The sequence below is a fragment of the Streptomyces antioxidans genome (assembly GCF_000968685.2).
GTDB classification, from domain to species: Bacteria; Actinomycetota; Actinomycetes; order Streptomycetales; family Streptomycetaceae; genus Streptomyces; species Streptomyces antioxidans.
This window is the reverse complement of sequence record NZ_LAKD02000197.1, coordinates 1-376: the sequence shown is the minus strand read 5'-3', so window position 1 is coordinate 376 and position 376 is coordinate 1. Positions and strand designations below refer to the sequence as shown.

General features: G+C 72.1%; 1 protein-coding gene. It reads left to right on the top strand.

Annotation, left to right across the window (positions count from 1 at the left end; genetic code table 11):
* On the top strand, positions 1-376 hold a 376-nt coding region (locus tag VT50_RS37625; RefSeq protein WP_143645368.1), incomplete at both ends, for a beta-ketoacyl synthase N-terminal-like domain-containing protein.

Sequence of the window (376 nt, the reverse complement as noted above, 5' to 3'; positions counted from 1 at the left end):
GGCGCTGGCCATGGACCCCCAGCAGCGGCTGCTCATGGAGGCGTGCTGGGAGGCCTTCGAGCGCACCGGGATCAACCCCGATTCGCTGCGGGGCAGCCGGACCGGCGTGTTCGTCGGAGCGAGCGGCCATGACTACGCCACGCTGCTGCCGCACGCTCCGGGCGAGGTCGAGGGATACGTACTCACCGGCACCTCGGGCAGCGTGCTGTCCGGTCGGCTGTCGTACGCGTTCGGCCTCGAAGGCCCGTCGGTCACCGTGGACACGGCGTGTTCCTCCTCGCTGGTCTCGCTGCACCTGGCGAGCCAGGCGCTGCGTCAGGGCGAATGCGCGCTGGCGCTCGCCGGTGGCGTGGCGGTGATGGCCACTCCGGGCGGA